Here is a 22,704-nt window from a genome sequence, read left to right on the forward strand (position 1 = left end):
TACGCGCCGCGACCGTCGGGACGGCGAAGCCGTCCCGCAGCGCCCGTGAGCAGAAATCGGCTGGGGAAGGTGTGGCTTTTCGGTGTTGCCACGATCAGCCCTTCACAAAGCCGTTAGTTATAGTAGCTCTTGAAACGATTTACACACCGCTCACAACGCTGTCCTGCGATCGGGTGTGCATTGACTTTCAAGAGCTACTATAGAAAGCGAAGCGTGGAATAACCACGTTCCACACCTACGCCCCAGTATTCAGTTGCACCTCGTAACGGACTCTCATCGAGTTTAAATATTCGAAACGAGTCAGGGTGTAATATGGAGTCACGAAGAAAGATTCTTTTCGGGAGCGTGATAGCTCTTGGCGGTGCAATCGCTGGGTGTACGTCGCTTGAATTCGGTTCGGATGATAAACGAGAGTATTCGATCGCAGTATATAATCGTTCAGATACTTTCAGGACGTTTCGCATCCATATCGGGAACCAACCCGGCGAATCTTTTCATACTGAAGAGGTCGAACTCGAAGCGAATTCCGCTGACGAAACGATCCCATTTGACGGCGTCCCTGGTGGTTTAACTATTACTGTTGATGCGGGCGATCAGTGGGACGACCTAGTATTCCCGTGGCCTGTCCAACATGGTGGCGGAGTGTCCGCATCAGAAGCGCAGATCCAGTTTTGGCCTGAAACCAACCAAGAGATCGTTGTGTTGCCGGGTCCAGAGAATTGAATACTCATAGATAAGTGACTCAGCTTTGCACGTTAGCCTCGGCAGTTTAGCTGAATCGAGGCGCTAAGCCCCCTTCCTCAGCGAGCGAAGCGAGCAGGGAGGGGATACAGCGCCGTCCGTATTTCTTGGACTGTACTACAGCAGGCCCACAGGCCCACGTACTTCCGAACGGCCCGCCGAGCGGCCGACTATCCGACGGGGCTCGAGGCGAGCCCCTACTCGCGCTGGACGGCCGCTGCCGGCACCGTACAGCCACAGGGGCTGACCGACGCCGTCGTCGGCCCGGAGACGGCGACGAAGCCGACCGGCTCGTCACAGCGCGGGCAGTCGGGCCGCGACGAGTCGGCCTCGCCGGCGCGGTCGCTGGACTCGCTACCCATGCCGGCCGCACCTCCGTCGATGGGGCCGCGAGGCTCTTCGTGGCGGGCGATTCCGCGGTCGTGCGGGACGTTTATATCCCGGTAGAAGTAACGTAATCATGGCTTCGAGCCGTGTGGTTGGAAGCCAGTCTCGGGTGCGCCTACACCCGGGGCGTTTCGACGCAGCCCCCTGCTTTCGGAGACCGATTTCCAGTTGGTACTTTTACCTGTTGTGCCTTATATCTACTGTTACCGGGGCGAAAATAGCACGGCTCGAGGGCGGATCGCCGACCGGACGCGACTCGACGACCGATCTCCATTACAGCTATTACATTCGATTACATACCTTCGAGTGTGCCCATCGACATCGATCGCTTCGAAAACGGCCCCCCGGAAGATCTCAGGGCGGGCGGGCGAACGAACGCGGAAGTGATCCTCTCGTTTCTCGCCTCGTCCCCCGACCGAGCGTACACGCCGAAGGAGATCCACGACGAGACCGGCGTCGCGCGCGGGAGTGTCGGCGTGGTCCTCTCGCGGTTGGCGGAGCGCGATCTCGTCCGCCATCGAGGGGACTACTGGGCCGTCGCCGACGACGAAGACGTCGTGACGACCCTCGACTCGATGCGAACCGCTCGAGCGGCGACCGATCGGTTCGGTCCGGAAGATCCCGACGAGTGGGGTCACGGCGTGGACTCCGACGGTGCGGACGAGGAATGAGGGGCGCGCAAGGAGAGGTCTGGTGGGGCCCGGCACCGCACAAGTCCGCGCCGGCGTATCGGTCGTGGCTACTCGTCAGTGGCCGCTCGCACCCGTTCGCCGACGAGGAGTGCATCGCCGTCGGAATGACGACCCAATACCACCCGTCGGGAGTCCCAGTTCCCGACGACGCGTGGATCCGAGGCGGCTCGGACAAAGACGCGTACGTCTCTCCCTGGTACGTAACGACGATCAAACACCGCGATCTCGATTCCCAGCAGGGCGAACTATCGGACGCCCTCGTCGCCGAGGCCGTGGACGAACTCCACCGCTATACAGCACTCACAGACGGCTAATGCTTCGGGATATCGTCTCTCCGACGGCCCGGCCGAATCCCGATCGATCCCACGAATCCCGCTGACCTACCGCAATGCCGTGCCAAGGGTTTAGCCGGCGCTGGGCGTCGTCGGCATCGGCATCGCGTGGGGGCTCCCGGCGGTGGCCGTCGCCGCGAGCGTCCTCGTCCTCGTCAACATGGTCACGATCAACATCACCAGCCTCGCCGTCCTCTGGTACAAAGGGTACCGACCGGACGATTGGTTCCAGCAGGACGAGGCCCGCGTCGCGACGGCGAAACGCACCGTCGTCCTCGCGGTCACGATCCTCGTCCTCTCTGCGCCGCCACCTACGACACCCACCGGACCGGGATGTGCGAGAAACGAGTCAGCGACGAAGTCGACGCCGGTCGGCCCCCGTGAATGAACGGAAACGCTACAGTTTTATGTGAATCCGTGACGCGGTGTACGATGATGACAGACCGAGACACGACCCGACGGCCGACGCGGAGGGACGCCCGATGAACGCCGAACTCGACTTGCTGGTACGACTCGGCGATTACGACCGCCCGCAGGGCGTCGCCGAGCGCGCCGTCCAGGCCGAGGAACTGGGCTTCGACCGGATCACGGTCGGCGAGACGACCGGCTGGAACATCGTCCCGCCGCTGACGCTGGCGGCCGACCGGACCGACGAACTCGGCATCTCCAACGACGTCATCTCGCCGTACGGCCGGACGCCGTCGATGCTCGCCCAGACCGCGCTGACGATGCAGGCGGCCGCCGACGGCCGCTTCCGGTTCGGGATCGGCCCGAGTTCGCCCGCGATCACCGAGCGCTGGCACGGCCAGGAGTTCGACCGGCCGCTCCGGCGCACCCGCGAAGTGATCGAGGTCATGCGCAACGTCTACGAGGAGGGCAATCCCGCCTACGACGGCGAGATCTTCGACATCGCCGGGCTGGGCTACGAGCGCGGCCCCTCGGAGAACCCGCCGCCGATCGACGTCGGCACCCTCGGCCCCAAGGCCACGGAGATGGCCGGCCGCTTCGGTGACGGCTGGGCCCCGCAGATGTTCACGAAAGACGGCCTGCGCGACCGCCTCGAGGACCTCGAACGAGGTGCCGAACTCGGCGGCAAGGATCTTTCGGACCTGCGGGTCGCGCCGATCGTCCGCGGGATCGCCAGCGAGGATCGCGAGGCGGCTCGCGAGAAGGCCCGCGGGACGGTCGCGTTCATGCTCGGGGCCTACGGCCCCTACTACGGCAACTCGGTCGCCGAACAGGGCTACCCCGACGTCGTCGAGGAGATCCGCGCCGCCTGGGACGACCGCGACACCGACGCGATGGCCGCGGCCCTGCCCGACGAGGTCCTCGACGAACTGGCCTTCGCGGGCACACCCGACGAGGTCCGCGAGTGGCTCGAAGAGTACGCCGCCATCGAGGGCGTCGACGCCGTCCGCGTCGGGTTCGTCGACGGGATGAGCGAGGACGACAAGCGGACGACGATGGAAGCGGTCGCCGACCTCTCCTGATCGGCGGGTCCTTTGGGCCTCGCGACCCACCCGCCTCGAGCGGGCGGACGCGGTTCGGAGCCCGGTCTGACCGACCGACAGTGCTGTTTTCGCTGTGAGCCGCGGTCCGTTAGGGCTCGATCACGAGTTTCCCGAGGAAGCTGTCCGTCATGACCGCGCGCTGGGCCTCGGCCGCCTCCTCGAGGTCGTAGGTCCGGGCGACGTCGATCGAGAGGTCACCGGCGTCCATGAGATGGGCGGCCCCGCGCAGCGGAACACGCAGATCCGGCGTGTTGAACATGCTCATGAACTGGTAGGAGACGTCTTTCGACCGGGCCGCGCCGTCGTTCGTGAAGCCCGGATCGGGGCTGTTCTCGCCGATACCGACGACGCGAGCGCCCGTCGCGGCGACGTCGGCGTCGAACTGCAGGTAGTCGTCGAGTCGGTGGTCGAGTACCGCGTCGACCCCGCCGTCGGCCGCCTCGCGGACGGCGTCGGCCAAGTCGTCGCGGCCGTATTCAAGCACCGTCTCGGCTCCGTACTCGGTCAGGTCGTCGTGGTACTCCTCGGACGCGGTCGTGATCACTCGCGCGCTGACGGCGGCCGCGATCTGGACGGCCGCGTGGCCGACGCCGCCGGAGCCGCCGTGGACCAAACAGTACTCCGCGGGCTCGAGGTCGGCGTGGTCGATCAGCGCGCGCCAGGCGGTGACGGCGGCGACGCCGGCTCCGCCGGCCTCGATCAGATCTGCACCGTCGGGGAGGTGAACCACCCGATTCGTCGGGATCGTCACGTACTCCGCGTACGCGCCCTGTGAGTCGCCGTTGCCGATGCCGGTGCCGTAGACGCGATCGCCCTCGTCGAAGCCCGTGACGCTATCGCCGGTCGCCGCGACGGTCCCCGCGACGTCGACGCCGGGCGTAAAGGGCACGTCGACCGGTTCGTACGATCCGTCCCGGAAGTAGGTGTCGACGGGGTTGACCCCCGCAGAGGCGACCTCGACGAGCAACTCGTCGGCGGCCGGCTCGGGCCGATCGATCTCCTCGACCTGCAGTACGTCCGCGTCGCCGTGTTCCCGAAGGCGTACAGCTCTCATCTCGTTCGGACACACGGATCGGGACGGTAAAACGATACACGTGACGGCAGAGGAGACGGCGACTTTCTCGGCGACAGAGAAAGCTGCAGGGAAGACCGGACAAACCGGAAACGGCTTGAGCGAGCTACTGGACGGCTCGCGTCGCGTCGTCGATGATCTCGAGCGCCTCCTTCAACTCCTCGGTCCCGGTCGCGTAGGACAGTCGCGCGTAGCCCTCGCCGTTCGCGCCGAATGCGTCGCCGGGAACGACGACGACGCCCCGATCCAGCACCTCCTCACACCAGCCCTCGGGGACCTTCGGCATCGCGTAGAAGGCCCCCTCCGGGGTGGGTACCTCGAGGCCGGCGTCGGTGAGCCCGTCGAGGACGAGGTCGCGGCGCTGTTCGAAGGTCTCGACCATCTCCTCGACCGGCTCTTGGGGGCCGGTCAGGGCGGCCTCGGCGGCGTACTGGGCGGGCGCGGAGGCACAGGCCTGTCCGTACTGGTGGACCCGCAGCATCCGCTCGATACGGCGGTTCGAGCCGACGACCCAGCCGAGCCGCCAGCCGGTCATCGAGTAGGTCTTCGAGCAGGCGCTGACGACGACGACGTTGTCCGTCTCGGCGAACTCGAGCGGCGAACGATGCTCGCCCTCGAAGACGATGTGTTCGTAGACCTCGTCGGAAATACAGAGGACGTCGTGTTCGTCGGCGATGCGGGCGAACTCGCGCATGTCGGCCTCGCTCTGGACGGCCCCGGTGGGGTTCGCGGGGCTGTTGACGACGAACGCCGCAGTCTCTTCGGTGATAGCGTCCTCGACGGTCGCGGGATCGAGGGTGAGGTCCTCCCGCAGCCCGACCGGCTTCGGCGTGCCGTCGGCGATGCGGGTCAGGGCGTCGTAGGAGACGAAGCCCGGATCGGGGAAGATGACCTCCTCGCCGGGATTGACGTGGGCCTCGAGCGCCAGATGCAGGGCCTCGCTCCCCCCGGAGGTCGCGATCACGTCGGCGGGATCGACCGCGAGGCCGTAGTCGCGGTCGTACTTCGCGGAAATCGCTTCCCGGAGCTGTTCGGTCCCCTTGTTCGAGGTGTAGGCGTCGGCCCGTCCCGACTCGATGGCCTCGATGGCCCCGCGCCGGGCGTGGGCCGGGGTGGGGAAGTCCGGCTGGCCGAGGCCGAGGTTGATAGCGTCCTCGCCAGCGGCCTCGAAGACCTCCCGGATACCGCTGATCGACACCTGCTCGACGCGGTCTGCAAAGTCAGTCATGGCTAGATGGGGGATGCCGACCCCGATAACTCTTGATGTGTCTGTCCGCTATCATCCGCTCTCGACGTTCAACGAGGCCTGATAGTCTTGTCTGCGAAACTGAAGAAGCCACAAGGAATATGCCGCTCGTAACGTACCCACCTGTAATGACTCTCTCTCGACGATCGCTGCTCGCCGCGGGCGCGACCGGGACGATCGCGCTCACCGCCGGCTGTATCGACGTCGTCCTCGGGAACGAACCGCTCGCGTTCGATTCGGACGCCGTTCGCCCGACCGACGACGCACTCGAGGAGACCGGCTACGCAGAAGACGACATCAGCGAGCGGACGATCGACCGCTCGGTCGAACTCCCCGGCGGCGTCGAGCGTCGGGTCGAGGCGTCGATTTCGACGGCCGTCTACTCGAAGGCCGTCGAGTACCAGGGCGAAGAACGCGACGGGGCCGCCTTCGCCGCCGTTTCGATCCCGGGAATGGAGGTCGCCGGCCGATCGCTCAATCCGATCGACGACCTCTCCAACGAGGAACTTATCGACCGGTTCCTCGGCGGGTTCGAAGGGGGACAGGGCGACATCAGCGACATCCAGCACCAGGAGACGTTCGGCCTCGACATCCTCGGGGACGGCCGGGAGGTCGATGCCTTCCTCGGCGAGTCGGAACTCGGCGGCGAACCGATCGACGTCGAGATCAAACTCACCTCCTTCGACCACGAGGGCGACCTGCTCGTCCTGCTCGGCACCTATCCCAAACTGCTCACCGAGGAGTCGGCCAACGCCGAAGTCCTGCTCGAGTCCGTCGAACACCCGGCCTGACGATCGTCGCCCTGGCCGGCGACTCTGGTCCGGTTTCGGGTGCCGTCCCGCGACTCGAGTGTTCGATATCAGTTGCCGCGATGCGTGAGTCACGGGATCAAAACGCTATGGCGGGCGTGAGAGGATCGCGGATACCGCGATCGGGATCCGAAAAAGCGCGAATCAGTCGGAATCGACGGCGGCCTCAGTAGAACTCGCGGACGAGGTCCATCGCGTCCTCGGGCGCGCCGTCGGGAATCTCGGACATGTCCTCGGTGACGCCGTGTTTCTCGTGGTAGGGAACCGAGTTCTCGTCCTGATACATGACGCCCTGGTACTCCTTCTCGCTGTCGAGGATGACTTCCTTGGCGGCCTCGTAGTCGTGGGGGTCGTGGTCCTCGTCTTCCTGCAGGTCGACTAAGCTGTCGCGGAAGTAGTCGTAGGTGTCGACGTCGTTGAACGTGACACAGGGGCTGAAGACGTTGACGAAGCCGAAGCCGTCGTGTTCGATGGCCTTCTCGACGATCTCGGCGTGGCGCATCGCGTCCGAGCTAAAGGACTGGGCGATGAAGGACGCGCCGGAGGCCAGCGCGAGCGCCAGCGGGTTGACCGGCGGCTGCTTGGGTCCTTCGGGAGTCGTCGAGGTCTCGAAGTCCGACCGCGAGGTCGGTGAGGCCTGGCCCTTGGTCAGGCCGTAGATGCGGTTGTCCATAACCACGTAGGTCATGTCGACGTTCCGGCGGACGGCGTGAACGAAGTGGCCGGCACCGATCGAGTAGCCGTCACCGTCGCCACCGGCGACCATGACCTCGACGTCGGGCCGGGCCATCTTGACGCCGGTGCCGACCGGGAGCGCGCGACCGTGAACCCCGTGGAGGGCGTAGCTGTGCATGTAGGTCCCGATCTTTCCGGAACAGCCGATCCCGGCGACGACGAACGTGTTGTCGGGATCGTTGCCGGTGTTGGCCAGCGCTTTCATCATGCCGTTCATCGTCCCGAAGTCGCCGCAGCCGGGACACCACGTTGGCTGCTTGTCGGATTTGAAGTCGGTGAATCGGACGTCGGAGCTCATTATGCGGGTACCTCCTCGGTGAGTTTCTCGGTAATGTCGTCTGCGAGTTCGTCGGCCTTGAATCGCACGCCGGTGTACTTGTTGATGCGCTTGACGCGGGTCAGCACGTCGTGTTCGATCACGTCCGCGAACTGGCCGTTCGCGTTACACTCGACGACGATCGTCTCGTCGGCGGCCTCGATCTCCTCGGTCAGGTCGGGCCGCGGGAAGATGTAGGGCACCGAGATCACGCGGACGTCGATCCCGTCGGCCTCGAGGTAGTCGAGCGCCTCGACGAGCGCGCCCTCGTTCGAGCCCCACGAGATGACGAGGTTGTCCGCGTCCGGATCGCCGAACTCGCGGTAGTCCCAGTCCTCTTGTTCGCGTGCGGTCTCGACCTTGCGGTTGCGCTTGTCGACTTGCTGGACGCGCTCGTCCTCTTCCTCGGTCCGGCGACCGAGTTCGTCGTGTTCGAGGCCGGTAGACATGTGGGCGGCGTCGGTCGTGCCGGGGATGGCTCGCGGACTGACGCCGTCCTCGGTGACGGCGTGGGCCCGGAAGTGGCCCTGTGCGTCGAGCCACTCGTCGGCCTCGTCCTCGTCGACGAGCTTGCCGCGGTCGATCTCGACCTCGTCCATGTCGAAGGCCTCCGGCGGGAACGTCTGTTCGGTGACCGACATCGCCAGATCGGAGACCAGGAAGACCGGCGTCTGGTACTTCTCGGCGAGGTTGAACGCCTCGACGGTCTTCCAGAAACACTCGGTGATCGACGTGGGGGCGACGACGAACCGCGGGACTTCGCCGTGGCCGCCGTACAGCGCCATGTTGAGGTCGCCCTGTTCCTGTTTCGTCGGCATCCCCGTCGAGGGACCGGACCGCTGGACGTCGGCGATAACCAGCGGCGTCTCACTCTGTGCGACGAGCCCGAACGTCTCGGTCATGAGGTCGATCCCGGCACCGGAGGTCGCCGTCATCGAGCGCGCGCCGCCGCGAGCGGCACCCAGCGCCATGTTGATCGCCGACAGTTCGTCTTCGGCCTGCACGACGTGGCCGCCGTAGTCCTCGATGCGACCCGTCAGGTACTCCATGATCGAAGTCGCGGGCGTGATCGGATAGCCGGCGTAGAACCGACAGCCGGCCGCGAGCGCGCCCATGCCGACCGCTTCGTTGCCGTTGAGCAGGACGTAGTCGTTGTCGGTCGTCTCGACGTCGTAGCCGAGGTGACTCAGGTCGTAGTTCTCCTCGACGTACTCCTGTCCCGCTCGAGCGGCTTCCTTGTTGTTCTCGACGATCTTCGAGCCCTTGCCGCCGAAGCGCTTCTCGAGGGCCTCGTCTAAGTACTCGACGTCGAAGCCGGTGATCTTACACGCCGCGCCCAGCGCGACGATATTTCGCATGATCGCGCCGCCGGCCTCCTCGGCCAGCGATTTCAGCGGGACGTCGACCGCGGTCATCTCGTCGGGGATCTCCGCGTCCCACGAGCGTTCGCCGTCGTAAATGATGGCGCTGCCCTCGTGGAGTTCGTCTAAGTTCTCGTCGATGGTCCGCTGTGTCAGGGCGACGAGAATGTCGAGGCGGTCCACGACGCTTTGAACCTGCTCGACGGACGTGCGAATCTTGTAGGCCGTGTAGCCCCCACGGATTCGCGACGCGAAGTCTTTGGAGGTGAATACGTGTCTTCCGGCCCGGGACAGTGCCTGGGCGAAGATTTTACCGGTGGAGTCGATACCGTCGCCGGCTTCGCCTCCGATCGCCCAGTTGAGATCCTCAGCCATGTTATGAGGCACCTTGCCCCCGATAAATGAAAAGGCTTCTGAAACCCCAAGCTGACCACCGCATCGGTGGTGGATATGTTCGGGACGGCGGGACAGTCGGTTATTAATCGTTAAGAATTACACGGCGAGAGTTTACGAGAGAAAGAAACACGGAATCGAGTGAATGTGTTTGTGAAAAACATACGATATCGTCCCCGTCGAAACGGCCGCTCGCGAGGGTCGCGGAGAACGGAACGCCTTTTCAACCCGCCGACGAACGGGTTCGACATGGATGGGACGCCAGTCACGGTCGCATCGGTCAGCGAGGTCGGTCCCGACACCGTCGCGCTCGAACTCGAGACGCCCGAAGGGTTCGATGCCCGCCCCGGGCAGTTCGTTCTGTTGCGGGCCGCCCCCGAGGACGAGGAGATCGCCCGCCACTACACGCTCTCTTCGCCGTCGGTCGGCGAGACGTTCGAACTCACCGTCGGAATCGATCCGGAGGGCGACCTCTCGCCGTGGCTCGCGGGCCTCGAGGGCGGCGAGACCGTCCACGTCGAAGGCCCGTTCGGCCGGATCGCCTACGACGACGACGACGGCGACGTCGTCGCCGCCGCTGGCGGCCCGGGAATCGGTGCGGGGATCGCGGTCGCCGAGGCCGCTCGCGGTGCCGGTCACGACGCCACCGTGATCTATCAGGCCGACGAGCCCGCCCACTCCGATCGGCTCGAGGCGCTGTCCGCTGCGGGCGCGACCGTGGTCTTCGTCGACGACGGCGCGACCGAGGAACTGGCCGACGCGGTCGCAACCCACCGCGAAAACGGCCAACTCTACGCCTTCGGCTTCGACGGCTTCGTCACCGCCGTCGCGGACGCGATCGAGGCCGCGGGGGGCGATCCCGACGACGCGCTGATCGAGAACTTCGGCTAACGGGCCGGCCGACTCAGCGCGGCCGACCGCTCGAGGCGACTCCGCCGGCAGTGCGGGTTTCGGGACCGCGATCGCGGCTGCGGCCGACGCGACCGACGACGAAACCCGCGACCTGCTGGCGGTCAGCGTCGCCGTCGGCGAGCAGGAGTCCGAGACCTGCGCCGACTGTCTCGGGGCCGCCGACTACGAGGCCCGGATCGATCTCGAGGGACGGTACCCCGACCGGGTCGCGGTCGTCTACGCGGCCGGCGACGAACGGCGACGGGTTACGACGGCCGAATACGCCGCGGAGTAGCCCGATGGCCACGCATACGACCTATCGGACATCGTGTCCGGTGCAACCGCGACCAGCTCGCGGTCGCACCGAGAAGTCGGTACGGCAGCCCGTCTCAGTGTTCGACGAGTTCGAGCAGGATCCCGCCGGTGTCCTTGGGGTGGAGAAACGCGACCGAATGCCCCCACGCGCCCGGCCGGGGCTCCTCGTCGATCAACGCCACGTCGTGGTCTCGGACCGTCTCGAGGGCCCCCTCGATGTCGTCGGTCGCGAGCGCGAGGTGGTGGATCCCCGCTCCGTTGTCCTCGAGATAGCGCGCGATCGTCCCCTCCTCGATCGGCTCGAGCAGTTCGAAGTAGCCGTCACCGCAGTCGAGGAAGACGACGCGCATGCCGTCGAACTCCTCCTCGCGGGCGACCTCGAGATCGAAGAGATCGCCGTAAAGCGTTGCCAGTCCCTGTGCATCGTCGGTCGCGATGCCGGCGTGATCGAAATGCATCGGCCTGTACTCCGGCCGATGGCCGTGTTACTGTTGTGATTTTTCCCGAGGGAGCGTCGAGGACCTACACTGCCGCGCCGGGCTGGTACTCGCCGAACTCGTCGCGCATGACGTTACAGATCTCGCCGACCGTCGCGTAGGCCTTGACGGCGTCGATGATGTAGGGCATCAGGTTCTGGTCGCCGCGGGCGGCGTCACGCAGCGCCTCGAGGGCCGCGTCGACGGCCTCGTCGTCCCGACGCTCGCGGGTCTGCTCGAGGCTGTCGATCTGGCGCTGCTGGTCTTCCTCGGTGATCTCTTGAACGTCCATCTCGGGCTCCCCGTCGTCCGTCTCGAACTCGTTGACGCCGACGATGACGCGCTCTTTCTCCTCGATCTCCTTCTGGCGGTCGAAGGCGGTATCCTGGATCTGGCGCTGGACCCACTGCTGCTCGACGGCTTCCAACATGCCGCCCCGGTCCTCGACCTCGTCCATGATTTCGTAGGCCTCCGCCTCGACTTCGTCGGTCAGGGACTCGACGTAGTAGCTGCCCGCGAGCGGGTCGATGGTGTCGGCCGCGCCGGACTCGTGGGCGAGGATCTGCTGGGTGCGAAGCGCCGTCCGGACCGATTCCTCGGTCGGCAGCGCAAGCGCTTCGTCTTTCCCGTTGGTGTGGAGGCTCTGCGTGCCGCCGAGAACGGCTGCCAGCGCCTGGTAGGCGACGCGGACGACGTTGTTCTCGATCTGCTGGGCGGTCAGCATCGAGCCGGCGGTCTGGGTGTGGAACTTGAGCTGCTTGGACGTGGGGTCGTCCGGGTCGAACCGCTCTTCGATGATATCGTGCCACATCCGACGGGCCGCGCGGAACTTCGCGACCTCCTCGAAGATGTTGTTGTGGCCGTTGAAGAAAAAGGAAAGCTGCGGCGCGAAGTCGTCGACGTCGAGGCCGGCCTCGATCGCCGTCTCGACGTACTCGATGCCGTTACCGAGCGTGAACGCCAGCTCCTGAGCGGCCGTGGAACCGGCCTCGCGGATGTGATAGCCCGAGATCGAGATCGTGTTGAACTTCGGGGTCTCGGAGGCACAAAAGTCGAAGATGTCCGTGATGATCCGCATCGAGGGCTCGGGCGGGTAGATGTACGTGTTGCGCGCGATGTACTCCTTCAGGAGGTCGTTCTGGATCGTCCCCCGCAGCTCCGAGCGGTCGACCCCCTGCTGGTCGCCGACCGCGATGTACATCGCCAGCAGCACCGACGCGGGCGCGTTGATCGTCATCGAGGTCGAGACCTCGTCGAGCGGGATGCCGTCGAAGACGGTCTCCATGTCCTCGAGCGAGTCGATCGCGACGCCGGCCTTGCCGACCTCGCCGGCGGCCATGTCGGCGTCGGAGTCGTAGCCCATCTGGGTCGGGAGGTCGAAGGCCATCGACAGCCCCGTCTGGCCCTCGTCGAGCAGGTAGTGGTATCGCTCGTTGGTGTCTTCCGGCGTCGAGAACCCGGCGTACTGGCGCATCGTCCAGAGCCGGCCGCGGTAACCGGTCGAGTAGACGCCGCGCGTGTACGGCGGCTCGCCCGGATTACCGAGATCCTCCTCGTAGTCGAGATCGCCCACGTCGTCGGGCGTGTAGAGCCGGTCGACCTCCTGGCCCCCCGTGTCGGTCGTGAACGTTTCCTTGCGCTCGCCGAAGCGCTCGAGGACCGGTTCGACTTCCGCCTCGTGCCACTCCGCCTTGCTGGCACGGATCTCCTCGAGTTCGTCGGGATCGAACATTATGGTTACCGAGGACCGGGCGGGGCTTGAACTTTGATGAACACGGCGAGGCGTGCGGTCGGCGACGCGGTCGCGCCGCCGGCGGCGCATACGGTTTGCCGTCCCGATGTCCCGGTGGGACCGCAGGACGGTCGCGGTCCCGCCGGTACTGACGGACGGGAGACCGTCTCACACGCTGTCGTCGGGATCGTGTCGGGCGGCCATCCGCGCGGCCTCCTCGGCGTAGCGTTCCCGGGTCGCCGCGTCGTCGACGGTGCCGAGCGAGTTCGGCGGCACGACCAGGCTCGCCTTCGTCTCTCGAGCGGGGCCGCCGAAACTCGTCAGTGCCCGCTCGCGCCGGTGATACTGCCGGCCGTCTTCGGTCGCGTACACGAGGATGACGATGTTGAGTTCGTCGTCGCCGTAGGTTCGCTCGACGAGCCAGACGCGAACTCCGTCGTCGTCGGACGACTCGTTTGTGTCGGCCTGATCGGTCGTCCCGGCCGCGTCCGTTCGGCCCGCCGTCTCGTCGGATCCGTGCGTCTCCATGAGAGTCACTTGCGTCGCAACAGCCACTTATCTTTCGAGGCGTCGACGGCACGCGTATGTCCGACGAGCGCGCGCTCGAGGAATCCACCGAGCGGTCGGCCCCGAGCCGCGGCGGCGACCGTCGCCGCGCGGCCCGCTACGTCGCGCCGTTTCTGGCGATCGGGCTCGGAAACCTCCTGCTCTTGCTGGTGTGGGGGCTGGACCCGCTGTGGGCCTTCGCCGTCGCGCCGCCGATCCTCTTTCTCTGCGGGATCTGCTGGGTCGCGTTCCGTCACGGGTTCCACGAGCGCGCCGGCCGGCCGGGCTCGAGTCGTTGACGGGCGCGCCGTTCGACTTAGCGTCCGGTATCGTACTTGTACGTTGCCGACTCGGGGTCGATACCGAAGTCCTCGGGCGACTCGTCGTCGGCTTCGGCCCGGCCCTCCGGGGCGCGTTTGAACGCCTCGCGGAGCCGGTCGGGCACCCGAAACTCGGCGACGTCGATCGCCAGCGGCTTCGCGTCCGGATCCGATCCCTCGCGCTTGGCCTCGAGTCGCTCCCGGAGGACCGGCGGCAGCGCCGACTCGTCGACCCGCTGGAAGCCGAACTGGGCGAGATAGGCCCCCTCGCCGGTCAGAGCGTAGACGGTGTCGAACCCCTCGTCGCCGGCGTACTCCGCGAGCCGCTCGACGACGTGGGCACCGACGCCCTGTCCGCGCCAGCCCTCGAGGACGCCGATGCTTGTCAGTTCACAGACGTCGTCGCCGTCGTCGGGCTTGTGAACCCGGATGCGGCCGAAGCCGGCCTTCTCGCCGGATTCCTCGTCGATCGCCACGACGTAGTCGCGCGAGCGGAACGCCGTCTCGTCGAGCCCCATCGACTCGATGTGGTCGAGCAGCCAGACCTCTTCCCTGTTTTTCGCGTCCCGCACGTACATACCTCGACGTAGGTGACGTGCGGGCAAAAGCGTTTGTGGGTTGGCAGGACCGCTCCGCGGGCGTCGAGTACGGCCGATTCACCGGTCGATAGCGAGCCGCCGGAACCGCGACACCGTGAGCCGAGCGAGTCAGTCCGTCGCTCGCCGCGCTTCCCGACCCCCGTTTCGAGCGCGCTCGAGCAGCCGTTCGACCCGGTCGTCCGTCGAGGGATGGGTCGACAGCAGCCGGGTCAGTGCGTCCTCGTCGTCGGTGGTGACGTACAGCGGTGCGAGCAGCCCGCGCGGGGGCTCCGCGGCCCGCTGGATCCGCCGAAGCGCGCGGGCCAGCGCGACCGGCTTGCCGGTCACCGCGGCGGCCCGATCGTCGGCGGCGTACTCCCGGCGGCGCGAGTGGGCCCGGACCAGCAGCGTCACGGCGAGGAACGCGAGGACCGCGCCGGACTCGAGCACCACCAGCAGCCGGCCGAACGCCGTTCGCTGCCACGATCCCGGTCGCCCGCGCAGCCACGCGATCGCCCGGGCGACCCCCGCGATCGGCAACAGGACCGGGGCGAGCACCAGAAAGCCGAGCCCGGCGAGGGTCCGGAAACCGCTGTAGGCCAGCGTCTGGACGAACGCGTCGTAGCGCTCGAGGTGGGCGAGTTCGTGGGCCACCAGCGCCTCGAGTTCGTCGGGCGAGAGCAGCCGGAACAGCGACCGATCGAGGACGACCGTCCCGTTACCCGCCGTGCCCAGCGCGAACGCGTTGGGCATCGGCAATCGAGCGAGCAGGACCGTCGGCGAGTCGACGTCCATCCGCGACTCGAGGCGATCGAGTCGCCGGAAGAGGCCGGGCGCGTGGGATCGGGGGAGTTCGACCGCCTCGAGGCTCGAGAGCAGTTGCGACGTGCCGAACCGGTAGCTCAGCACGCCGCCGACGACGGCGACGGCGGCGATCAGCGCGAGCGTGCCGAGAGGCCCCGGTGCGGTCACCCGAAGGACCGACAGCGCCCAGTAGCTGACCGCGGCAAGCGCGAGGTACCACACCAGGAGGGCGAGACCGACGAGAGCCATCAGGAGCCGGGTCCCGCTTCCCGCTCGAGGGACGGACATCGTTGTCGACTGCGTATAGGGACGGCCGATTAAAACGGGTATCGGGACGGTCCGACGCGATCGATCGTCGCTCGCCGGCTCCCGATCGCCCCGGCGAGCGCCGGTCCGCCGTCACCGCCGACACTACCCCGCCGACAGCGCCTCCTCGAGCCGATCCTCGAGCGCGTCGAGTTCCGCGCGCAGTTCCTCGCCCTCGGCGTCCGCGAGGTCGTCGATCCGGTCGGCCAGTCCCTGCAGGCGGGTGTACTTCTCGTCCTCGTCGACGCCGACCTTCTGGACGTAGACGTCCTCCTCGACGTCGTAGACGGCGTCCTCCTCGAGGTCGGTCACGGCGAGTACGACGTCGAGTTTGTCCCGGTCGATGCCGGTGACCCACTCGCGGGGGATGCCGTGGTCGTCGAGCGCCTCGAAGATCGCCGCCTCGTCTTTCGGGCGCTGGCGCTCCCGCGTCGTCCGGCGGACGGTGCCGTACCGGCCGTGCAGCCGCTGGTCCGGCCCGAGCCGCTCGAGCAGCGGGTCCCGCGCCGAGCGCCGCAGGCGGTCGGCCCCGTGCTGGGCATCGGAGGCCAGCACGTAGAGGTCAGTCAGCGCCTCGGTGTCGAGGGCGGCCGGATCGTCGGCGTCGATCCGCTCGAGGACGGCGGCGAGCAAGAGCGCGTCGTCGTGGACGCGCTCGGGCGGGTCCCGCGCGGCCGCCGCCGAGACGAGAAACGGGCTCTCCCCGCCGGCGGCGTCGGGATCGTACCGGATCGCGTCGCCGTCGGCCGTGTACGCCGCGACCAGCGTCAGGACGCTTGCGTAGGGCTCGACGCCCGGCTGGAGCCCCTCGAGGGGGACCGCGCCCTCGTCGAGTTCCTCGAGGAAGACGACGAACTGCTCGCGCCACAGCGGCCGCGTCTCGCCGCTGTCGCCGAATCGGACGACGAGTCGGTCGTCGTCGGTGCGCTCGATCTCGAAGGGGCGCTCGGAGACCGGCGTCAGCAGCTCCGCACCCGGCTCGAGGGCCTCGCACCGTCGCCGGAGGCTCGTCCAGGTGTCGTCGGGTTCCATACGCCGGCTACGTGGACGGGGCTGAAAAAGCGCGACCACGAATCTGCCACCGGCCTCTCGCCGGGCGATCGACGGGAGTCAGTCGACGATCGAGGGCACGGCCGCGAGCGACGAGAGGCGATAGGTCGGGTCGACGGCCGCGTCCACCGAGTCCGCGTCGGGCCGCGAGAGCAGCGCCGAATCGATCCCCGCGTTGTCGGCCGCCCGCACGTCGACGACCCTGTCGCCGACGTACAGCGCCGACTCGGCCTCGAGGTCGGCGAGCGCGGCCTCGATGTTCGTCGGATCGGGCTTGCGCCGAGCCAGTCCGGTTGGCGTCAGCGGACAGCCCCGAACCGTCTCGAACGGCGACCGGACCCCGAACCGGTCGAGCAGCGTCGAGACGACGGTCGGATGGTTGTCGCTGACGATCCCGAGCGGAACCTCGAGCGATCGGACCGCGGCGACGTCGTCGTAGGCCGAGCGCAGGCCCCGCTCGACGGACTCGAGCTGGGTCCGAACCATCTCGCGGGCCGCCCGCGCACAGAAGGCGTCGGTCTCGATACCGAGGTCCCGACACCGCGTGGCGACCGCGTCGAAGTCGCCGGCCATCAACTCGCGGACCGTCTCCGTCGCCGGGCCCGACCGGCCCAGCCGCTCGTACGTCCGCGACAGGGCCTCGGCCAGTCGCCGGCGCGAGGGCGTCTCGACGACGACGCCATCGAAGTCGAACAGGACCGCGTCGTATTGCATTCGTCTCGGAGGTGTCCGCTCGGAGATCGTAAATCTGTCCGATCCGAACCGGTCGAACCGTCGTGTCACGACGACCCAAAGCTAAGAGGCTGCCCCTGCTATTGCGTCCCATGCTCCACGCAAAAGGCCCGCTGCTCACCGTCGACGTGGGCGAGCGAACCGCACGCAGGACGGAAATCGACGAATTGCTCGCGGACGCGATCGGAGGTCGAGCGGCCGCGACGGCGCTTGCACACGAACGGATCCCCTTCGACGCCGATCCGTTCGGCCCGGAAAACAGGGTCTACGTGTCGACCGGCCCGCTCCAGCAGTCCCGAATGTCCTTTACCGGCCGAATGAACATGACCGGGCTCTCGCCGCTGACCGACGGCCTCGTCTCGGCCAACGCCGGGGGGTATCTCTCGCGGAACTTCGTCGGAACGGGGTGCAGCGCACTCGAGGTCGTCGGCGAGAGCGACGAACTGCTCGCCGTCCACGTCACGGACTCGGGCGTCGAGTTCGAGCCGGTGCCCGACCTCGAGGGGGCGACGGTCCCCGAGACCTCCGACTACATGAGCGAGCGCCACGATCTCGGCCCGGAACACTGCGTCGCGATCGGCCCGGCGGGGGAGAATCGGGTGCGCTTCGCCGCGGCGATGACCTTCGACTCGCGGGCCTTCGGCCGCGGCGGCCTCGGCGCGGTGCTGGGCGCGAAAAACGTCAAGTGCGTCACCTTCGCGGGCGACGCCGAGCCGCCGGTCGAGATCCCGGACCCGCCCGAGTCGGAGATCCACCGCGAGGCCGCGACGGCCGACGATCGGATGCGCAGTCAAGGCACCGCGGGCGGCACCGAGTTCATCAACGACAACTTCTCGCTGCCGACGCGGTACTTCCGGGAGTACGAGTTCGAGGGGGCCGCCGACATCGGCGGCGACGCCGTCGAGGCGAAGAAGTACAAGAAGGGGGCCTGTTCGGCCTGCGCCTACGCCTGCAAGCTCCCCACCCGCGACGAGGAGACCGGCCTCGAGACCGAGGGGCCGGAGTTCGAGACGATCTACGCCTTCGGCTCCATGCAGGGGGTCGACGATATCGTCGACGTCATGCAGTCGAACGAACTCTGTGACACGCTGGGGATGGACACCATCTCCGCGGGCGTCACGGTCGCGGCCTACCTCGAGAGCGAGGACGCGTTCGGCGATTCGGACCTCGCCCACGAGGTCACCGAAAAGATCGCCCGCCGCGAGGGGATCGGCGACCTGCTCGCGGAGGGCGTCGACCGCGCCCACGACGAGCTGGGGGTCGAGAACTACACCGTGAAGGGCATGGAGTTCGCCGCCCACGACGGCCGCGTCCTCCACGGGCAGGGGCTGTCCTACGCCGTCGCGAACCGCGGCGCCGACCACCTCTACGCCAGCATGCTCGCGCTGGAGTACAGCGGCGAACTCGACCCGCAGGGGACGCTCGGCAAGGCCGAGCGCCTCGTCGAGCGGGAGGATCTCGCCGCCTTCCTCGATACCGGTATCGTCTGCGTCTTCGGGCGCGACTACGCCACCCCCGACCGCCTCGAGGCGCTGTTCGACGCCGAGTACGAGGACTTGCTCGAGGTCGGAGCCCGGGCGGTAGAACTGGAACGTCACTTCAACAACCGGCGGGGGTTCGACCGGGCGGACGACGACCTCCCCTACGAGATCCCCGACCTCGACGAAGCGATCGGCGAGTACTACGCGGCGCGGGGCTGGAACGACGACGGAACGGTCCCGACCCACGCGATCGAGTCGCCGCCCGCGCCGTCGGCCGACTGAGCCGTCGCTGCACGGACTTTCGCCGGCCTCCGTCAGCCGCCGTACACCGACGGCACCAGCCGGATCACCGCGTCGGGCTCGAGTTCGGTCTCGAGCCCCTCGAGGTGGACGACGTTGCGCCCCGCTTTCGTGACGACCGTGTCCCCGGCCAGCCCCGCCCCGTCGTCGGCGACGAGTTCCCCCTGAAGGCCCGGAAACGCCGCCTCGAGGTCGGCCAGAAGATCGCCGACGGTCTCGGCCTCCGTCTCGTAGCTGACGGTCTTCTCGCCGACCGCGTCGCGAAAGGGGCCGAAGAAAACGCACTCGAGTTGCATGGCGTCACGTTCGACGGCGCGGGTCTTGAAATCGACGGTCAGCGAGCGGGAGACGAGCGTTCGCCACTTCCGGGTTCGCCCGGTCGTGGCCGACGAACACGCGGGTACGAGTGGGCGGGACTACAGTAGCCGCTGAGAGTCATTGCGCACCTGATCGCACGATAGCGTTGCGATCAGTGTGTAAATCGTTTCAGCGGCTACTATAGCGCGGTGACTCGAGGCCGGAGCCGGTCGCCGTCGGACCGACGCCGACTCGTCGGCAGCGTCGGCCGCGATCACAATCCTGTTGGGCGTCCCCTTCGGAGACCCGGCCAGTGGCAACGTCGACGCAACTCCGACGGACGCTCTGGGTCGTGGTGGCCGCGGCGACGCTGACGGTCATGGCCGGGGCGATCCTCGGCCCGATCGTCCCCCAGATACGGGACGAACTCGGGGTGTCGGGGTCCGCGGCCGGCCTGATCATCACCACTCACGGCGGCGTGATCGTCCTCGCGAGCCCCCTCGTGGGATCGCTCGTCGACCGGGTCGGGCCGCGTCGCCCCCTCGTGGGCGGCCTGCTCGTCTACGGCCTCGGCGGCGGCGCGGGACTGCTCGTCAGTTCCTTCCGCCCGTTGCTTGCCTCCCGCGTCGTCCTCGGACTCGGGACCGCCGCGGTGTACACGTCGGTGACCGTCCTCATCTACGATCTCTACGAGGGACAAGCGATGGAGCGCGCGCTGGGGTATCGAAGCAGCGCGAACAGCGCCGGCGCGGCGGTCTGGCCGCTCGTCGGCGGCGCGGTCGGGACCCTCGCGTGGAACGCCCCCTTCGGGATCTATCTCGTCGCCGTGCCGCTCGGCCTGCTGGCCGCGGCGACGGTTCCCGAGCTAGCGGCCTCGAGCGACGACCCCGAGACGGCCGCGAACGGGAGCGGACGGGACGGCGAGACCGGAACGGGTACTGGGGACGTCCTCGCGGTCTTCCGCGACCGGCCGGCGCTCCCGCTGGTCTACCTGCTGTACTTCGGGGCGAACGCCCTGCTGTACGTGATCGTCGTCTACTATCCACAGCTGCTCTCCGGCATCGGCGTGACCTCGTCACTGCGGATCAGCCTCTATCTGGCCGCCAACGGCGCTGCGGGCGGCGTCTCGGCGATCGCCTACGACCGACTGCTTGGCTACGCCGACCGGTCGACGCTCGTCCTCGCGGCCCTCGGCCTCTGGGCCGGCGGGCTCGCGACCGCGACGGTCGTCGAGACCGCCGCTGGCGCGGCCCTCCCGGTGGTCCTGTTCGGACTCGGGATCGGACTGGTCTTCCCGTCGACGTTCGCGTGGGTCGAGGCCCTCGCGCCGCCGGACCGACAGGGACAGTTCAGTTCCTACATCGCCTCCTTCGGCTACACCGGGCAGTTCCTCTCGCCGGTCCTGTTCGGGACGCTCGCCCCCCTGGCGGGCGTCGAGGGTGTCTTCGCCGCCGCCGCAGCGACCGCCGGTATCGCCGCCGTCGGACTGGGGGCGAGCCGGTTCCGCGGCGCGGCGTCCTGAATCTGCCTCGTTCGACACCTCGAGTCTCGAGTCGCTGTGACTCGCACGACCCCACGACAGAGTACGGCCCGCTCGAGGCCGTCCGGACAGGTGTGACGGTCGCTGCCGGTTGCCCTCAGCAGTTCGGAACGGTGAACGGACCCGCACTGCGTGGGCCGAATACCCCCTGCGACCGCCTACTCGAGCGACACCGACTCGAGGTCGATTCGGCCCGACTCCGGAACCGACGCGTCGGACTCGCTCGAGACGGCGTAGTCGCCCAGTTTCTCACCGTCGTTTGCGTCGCCCGGCAGCACGATCACGGCCTTCGCGAGCAGCGGCGCGATCACGCCCGCGACGACGGTCCGAGGGTCAGACAGCGGTCCCCGGACCACGACGCGGTCGTCGGGCCCGATGTCGGTCCCCTCGAGGACGCCGTGTGCGGCCTCGAGGACCTGCCCGTGCGTGACCGTTCGCTCGCCGTCGGCCAGGATCGCAGTGTCGGGATCGATCGAGAGCGGCGGGAACGACGGGTTCTCGCTCCACAGCCCCGCGTCGAAGTGGTGGACGTCCGGAGCGTCGGGCTTGTCACCGTACCCGACCCGCTGGGCCCCCTGGGGGAGGTCGTAGGACTCGAGACGGTCGACGGGCGCGACGAGCGTCCGGAAGTCGTCCTCGGCCGCGAGATCCGTCGGGGGGTCGAAGCGGGTGGTCCCCTCGAGCAGCGTCGTCCCGAAGCAGGCAAGCAGTGCGAGGGGGCCGTCGCCGACGACGCCGACGGTGACGCCCTCGCGAACGCCCGAGTGGCGCAGGAAGTTGCCGGCCTTCCACGCGGTCGTACACAGCCAGTGGTAGTCGTACTCCCGCCCCGTCGCGTCGACGAGGGCGATCCGGTCGTCCCGCAGCTCGCGGGTCAGCAGGTCGTCGACCGTCCCAGCGTTCATACTCGAGACTGGGGACCGCGGGGGAAAAAGCACGCCGACTCGCGTCGTCCGTTTCGCCGTCGATTCCCGCTATACGGCGGGGTTCGGTTCCCGTCGGCCGCCCCTCCCATACGGTCTCCTGTCAGTCATTGCCGGCGGGACCGCGACTGTCCTGCGGCCCCACCTGACATCGGGACAGCAAATCGTCTCAGTCGTCGGCGGCCGCCGGCTCGGCGTGATCCACGTCGGTCCCGAGGACCTCGAGGAACTCGGCGAGCCACTGGGGGTGGTCCGGCCAGGCCTGTCCCGTCACGAGGTTCCCGTCGCGGGTCACCTCATTCGTCCACTCCGCGCCGGCGCCGCGGACGTCGGCCTCGAGCGCCGGATACCCGGTACAGGTCCGGCCCTCGAGGACGTCCGCCGCGGCGAGGATCTGGAGGCCGTGACACAGCGCCGCGACGGGTTTGTCCTCCTCGAAGAAGTGCCGGGTGATCTCGAGGACCGCGTCGTAGGTTCGGAGGTACTCGGGCGCGCGCCCGCCGGGGACGACCAGCGCGTCGTACTCGGACGGCTCGACCGCGTCGAAGTCGTGGGTCAGTTCGAACTGGTGGCCCGGCTTCTCGGTGTAGGTTTGGTCACCCTCGAAGTCGTGGACGGCGGTCGGACAGGTGTCGCCGGCCTCCTTTTCCGGGCAGACGGCGTGTACCTCGTAGCCGACCATCTGCAGTGCCTGATGCGGGACCATTACCTCGTAGTCCTCGACGAAGTCGCCCGCGAGGAGCAGGATTCGTTTGCTAGTCATGGATATCCCCGCTTGCTCGTTCGACGTCGGCGAGCATAGATATGGTGGATGTTGT

At 67.6% G+C, this 22,704-nt stretch carries 26 protein-coding genes; 10 read left to right on the top strand and 16 right to left on the bottom strand.

Going from position 1 to position 22,704, the window contains the following annotated elements:
• The first annotated feature begins 312 nt into the window (after window positions 1-312).
• A complete protein-coding gene (locus A6E15_RS20300; protein ID WP_139326576.1) occupies window positions 313-723 on the top strand; it encodes a hypothetical protein in 411 nt (136 codons plus the stop codon).
• Between the two features lie 215 nt (window positions 724-938).
• Here the strand turns inward: A6E15_RS20300 and A6E15_RS20875 are convergent, their stop codons facing one another.
• Window positions 939-1,103, bottom strand: coding sequence for a hypothetical protein (locus A6E15_RS20875; protein ID WP_175607226.1), 165 nt, complete (start codon window positions 1,101-1,103; stop codon window positions 939-941).
• A gap of 333 nt (window positions 1,104-1,436) precedes the next feature.
• On the opposite strand from A6E15_RS20875, the gene A6E15_RS07875 reads away from it, so the two are divergent.
• From A6E15_RS07875 to A6E15_RS07890, 4 genes are all read left to right on the top strand, one after another.
• Window positions 1,437-1,799 carry a MarR family transcriptional regulator gene (locus tag A6E15_RS07875; protein ID WP_076145286.1) on the top strand — a complete coding sequence of 121 codons (363 nt, stop codon included), beginning with the start codon at window positions 1,437-1,439 and terminating at the stop codon, window positions 1,797-1,799.
• Window positions 1,796-2,134, top strand: a complete 339-nt coding sequence (locus A6E15_RS07880) for a hypothetical protein (RefSeq protein ID WP_076145288.1) — start codon at window positions 1,796-1,798, stop codon at window positions 2,132-2,134. The genes A6E15_RS07875 and A6E15_RS07880 overlap by 4 nt, the downstream gene beginning before the upstream one ends.
• A gap of 142 nt (window positions 2,135-2,276) precedes the next feature.
• Window positions 2,277-2,540, top strand: a complete 264-nt coding sequence (locus A6E15_RS07885) for a hypothetical protein (RefSeq protein WP_245800546.1) — start codon at window positions 2,277-2,279, stop codon at window positions 2,538-2,540.
• 94 nt (window positions 2,541-2,634) lie between these two features.
• Window positions 2,635-3,642, top strand: coding sequence for a TIGR04024 family LLM class F420-dependent oxidoreductase (locus A6E15_RS07890; protein ID WP_076145290.1), 1,008 nt, complete (start codon window positions 2,635-2,637; stop codon window positions 3,640-3,642).
• A gap of 109 nt (window positions 3,643-3,751) precedes the next feature.
• Here the strand turns inward: A6E15_RS07890 and A6E15_RS07895 are convergent, their stop codons facing one another.
• Both A6E15_RS07895 and A6E15_RS07900 read right to left on the bottom strand, forming a co-directional pair.
• Complete coding sequence (locus A6E15_RS07895; protein ID WP_076148256.1) at window positions 3,752-4,717, bottom strand: NADPH:quinone reductase; 966 nt, start codon at window positions 4,715-4,717, stop codon at window positions 3,752-3,754.
• 124 nt (window positions 4,718-4,841) lie between these two features.
• Window positions 4,842-5,963, bottom strand: a complete 1,122-nt coding sequence (locus A6E15_RS07900) for a pyridoxal phosphate-dependent aminotransferase (protein ID WP_076145292.1) — start codon at window positions 5,961-5,963, stop codon at window positions 4,842-4,844.
• A 146-nt stretch (window positions 5,964-6,109) separates the two neighbouring features.
• Between A6E15_RS07900 and A6E15_RS07905 the strand changes: the two genes are divergently transcribed.
• Window positions 6,110-6,772 carry a DUF6517 family protein gene (locus A6E15_RS07905; RefSeq protein ID WP_084177349.1) on the top strand — a complete coding sequence of 221 codons (663 nt, stop codon included), beginning with the start codon at window positions 6,110-6,112 and terminating at the stop codon, window positions 6,770-6,772.
• Between the two features lie 184 nt (window positions 6,773-6,956).
• On the opposite strand, the gene A6E15_RS07910 is transcribed toward A6E15_RS07905, so the two are convergent.
• Together A6E15_RS07910 and A6E15_RS07915 are read right to left on the bottom strand one after the other, a co-directional pair.
• On the bottom strand, window positions 6,957-7,823 hold the full coding sequence (locus A6E15_RS07910) for a 2-oxoacid:ferredoxin oxidoreductase subunit beta (protein WP_006650815.1): 867 nt from the start codon (window positions 7,821-7,823) through the stop codon (window positions 6,957-6,959).
• Entirely contained in the window at window positions 7,823-9,577 is a 1,755-nt protein-coding gene (locus A6E15_RS07915; RefSeq protein ID WP_076145296.1) for a 2-oxoacid:acceptor oxidoreductase subunit alpha, read from the bottom strand. Before A6E15_RS07915 ends, A6E15_RS07910 begins: the two co-directional genes overlap by 1 nt.
• Window positions 9,578-9,844: 267 nt before the next feature.
• Between A6E15_RS07915 and A6E15_RS07920 the strand changes: the two genes are divergently transcribed.
• The gene (locus tag A6E15_RS07920) at window positions 9,845-10,486 is read left to right on the top strand and encodes a ferredoxin--NADP reductase (RefSeq protein WP_076145298.1); all 642 of its coding nucleotides are present in this window, start codon (window positions 9,845-9,847) and stop codon (window positions 10,484-10,486) included.
• Between the two features lie 13 nt (window positions 10,487-10,499).
• On the opposite strand, the gene A6E15_RS20880 is transcribed toward A6E15_RS07920, so the two are convergent.
• The 4 genes from A6E15_RS20880 to A6E15_RS07940 all read right to left on the bottom strand — a co-directional run bounded on the left by A6E15_RS20880 (window position 10,500) and on the right by A6E15_RS07940 (window position 13,537).
• Entirely contained in the window at window positions 10,500-10,793 is a 294-nt protein-coding gene (locus A6E15_RS20880) for a hypothetical protein (RefSeq protein WP_175607227.1), read from the bottom strand.
• 82 nt (window positions 10,794-10,875) lie between these two features.
• On the bottom strand, window positions 10,876-11,259 hold the full coding sequence (gene mce, locus A6E15_RS07930; RefSeq protein ID WP_076145300.1) for a methylmalonyl-CoA epimerase: 384 nt from the start codon (window positions 11,257-11,259) through the stop codon (window positions 10,876-10,878).
• 64 nt (window positions 11,260-11,323) lie between these two features.
• A complete protein-coding gene (locus A6E15_RS07935; RefSeq protein WP_076145303.1) occupies window positions 11,324-13,009 on the bottom strand; it encodes an acyl-CoA mutase large subunit family protein in 1,686 nt (561 codons plus the stop codon).
• A gap of 168 nt (window positions 13,010-13,177) precedes the next feature.
• Window positions 13,178-13,537 (bottom strand): hypothetical protein, encoded by a 360-nt coding sequence (locus A6E15_RS07940; RefSeq protein ID WP_076145305.1) that lies wholly within the window; start codon window positions 13,535-13,537, stop codon window positions 13,178-13,180.
• Between the two features lie 56 nt (window positions 13,538-13,593).
• Here A6E15_RS07940 and A6E15_RS07945 point away from each other — a divergent pair, with 56 nt between their 5' ends.
• Entirely contained in the window at window positions 13,594-13,854 is a 261-nt protein-coding gene (locus tag A6E15_RS07945) for a hypothetical protein (RefSeq protein WP_076145307.1), read from the top strand.
• A 17-nt stretch (window positions 13,855-13,871) separates the two neighbouring features.
• Here the strand turns inward: A6E15_RS07945 and A6E15_RS07950 are convergent, their stop codons facing one another.
• The 4 genes from A6E15_RS07950 to A6E15_RS07965 form a co-directional block, all read right to left on the bottom strand.
• Window positions 13,872-14,453: a GNAT family N-acetyltransferase gene (locus A6E15_RS07950; RefSeq protein ID WP_076145309.1), complete on the bottom strand. Its 582-nt coding sequence runs from the start codon at window positions 14,451-14,453 to the stop codon at window positions 13,872-13,874.
• A gap of 129 nt (window positions 14,454-14,582) precedes the next feature.
• Window positions 14,583-15,545, bottom strand: a complete 963-nt coding sequence (locus A6E15_RS07955; RefSeq protein ID WP_076145311.1) for a M48 family metallopeptidase — start codon at window positions 15,543-15,545, stop codon at window positions 14,583-14,585.
• 123 nt (window positions 15,546-15,668) lie between these two features.
• Window positions 15,669-16,595, bottom strand: a complete 927-nt coding sequence (locus A6E15_RS07960) for a hypothetical protein (RefSeq protein ID WP_076145313.1) — start codon at window positions 16,593-16,595, stop codon at window positions 15,669-15,671.
• Window positions 16,596-16,673: 78 nt separating this feature from the next.
• The gene (locus A6E15_RS07965) at window positions 16,674-17,327 is read right to left on the bottom strand and encodes an HAD family hydrolase (protein WP_076145316.1); all 654 of its coding nucleotides are present in this window, start codon (window positions 17,325-17,327) and stop codon (window positions 16,674-16,676) included.
• Window positions 17,328-17,437: 110 nt separating this feature from the next.
• Between A6E15_RS07965 and A6E15_RS07970 the strand changes: the two genes are divergently transcribed.
• Window positions 17,438-19,108: an aldehyde ferredoxin oxidoreductase family protein gene (locus A6E15_RS07970; protein ID WP_076145317.1), complete on the top strand. Its 1,671-nt coding sequence runs from the start codon at window positions 17,438-17,440 to the stop codon at window positions 19,106-19,108.
• A gap of 32 nt (window positions 19,109-19,140) precedes the next feature.
• Here A6E15_RS07970 and A6E15_RS07975 read toward each other — a convergent pair whose 3' ends face one another.
• Entirely contained in the window at window positions 19,141-19,422 is a 282-nt protein-coding gene (locus tag A6E15_RS07975; RefSeq protein WP_076145319.1) for a ubiquitin-like small modifier protein 1, read from the bottom strand.
• A 314-nt stretch (window positions 19,423-19,736) separates the two neighbouring features.
• Between A6E15_RS07975 and A6E15_RS07980 the strand changes: the two genes are divergently transcribed.
• Window positions 19,737-20,945, top strand: a complete 1,209-nt coding sequence (locus A6E15_RS07980) for an MFS transporter (RefSeq protein WP_076145321.1) — start codon at window positions 19,737-19,739, stop codon at window positions 20,943-20,945.
• Window positions 20,946-21,121: 176 nt separating this feature from the next.
• On the opposite strand, the gene A6E15_RS07985 is transcribed toward A6E15_RS07980, so the two are convergent.
• A complete protein-coding gene (locus A6E15_RS07985; RefSeq protein ID WP_076145322.1) occupies window positions 21,122-21,868 on the bottom strand; it encodes a hypothetical protein in 747 nt (248 codons plus the stop codon).
• A 187-nt stretch (window positions 21,869-22,055) separates the two neighbouring features.
• Window positions 22,056-22,649, bottom strand: a complete 594-nt coding sequence (locus tag A6E15_RS07990; protein ID WP_076145324.1) for a DJ-1/PfpI family protein — start codon at window positions 22,647-22,649, stop codon at window positions 22,056-22,058.
• Window positions 22,650-22,704: the final 55 nt, after the last annotated feature.

Origin of the sequence: Natrinema saccharevitans (assembly GCF_001953745.1) — an archaeon.
GTDB classification, from domain to species: Archaea; Halobacteriota; Halobacteria; order Halobacteriales; family Natrialbaceae; genus Natrinema; species Natrinema saccharevitans.